Raw genomic sequence first — 257 nt, 5'->3', positions numbered from 1 at the left:
GCATGGATCAGGTGGACCGGCATCGGCGCGGGCAGGAACTGCGGAAGCACCTCGACCAGCCGGCCATCCAGCACCTCCGTTTCGAAGCCATGGCGCGGCACATGCGTGATGCCGAGACCCGCGAGACAGGCCGCCGTGTACGAGCCGGAATCGCTCACCGTGAGCGCCCCTGCCATGGGCTCGAAGCGCGTCGCGCCGGACGCGTCGCACCACTCGAAGCCCGGGCAGCGTTGACCGAGCGTCGTGGCGTACTGGAC

At 69.6% G+C, this 257-nt stretch carries 1 protein-coding gene; it reads right to left on the bottom strand.

Features of this window, described 5'->3' with window-relative positions; all coding sequences use genetic code 11:
* Nucleotides 1-257: LysR substrate-binding domain-containing protein (locus tag ACPYOG_RS19935; protein WP_481295843.1), on the bottom strand; the 257-nt coding region annotated here is incomplete at both ends.

The organism is Leifsonia sp. HAY1-4F (assembly GCF_056755275.1).
This window is presented reverse-complemented; position numbering and strand designations above follow the sequence as displayed.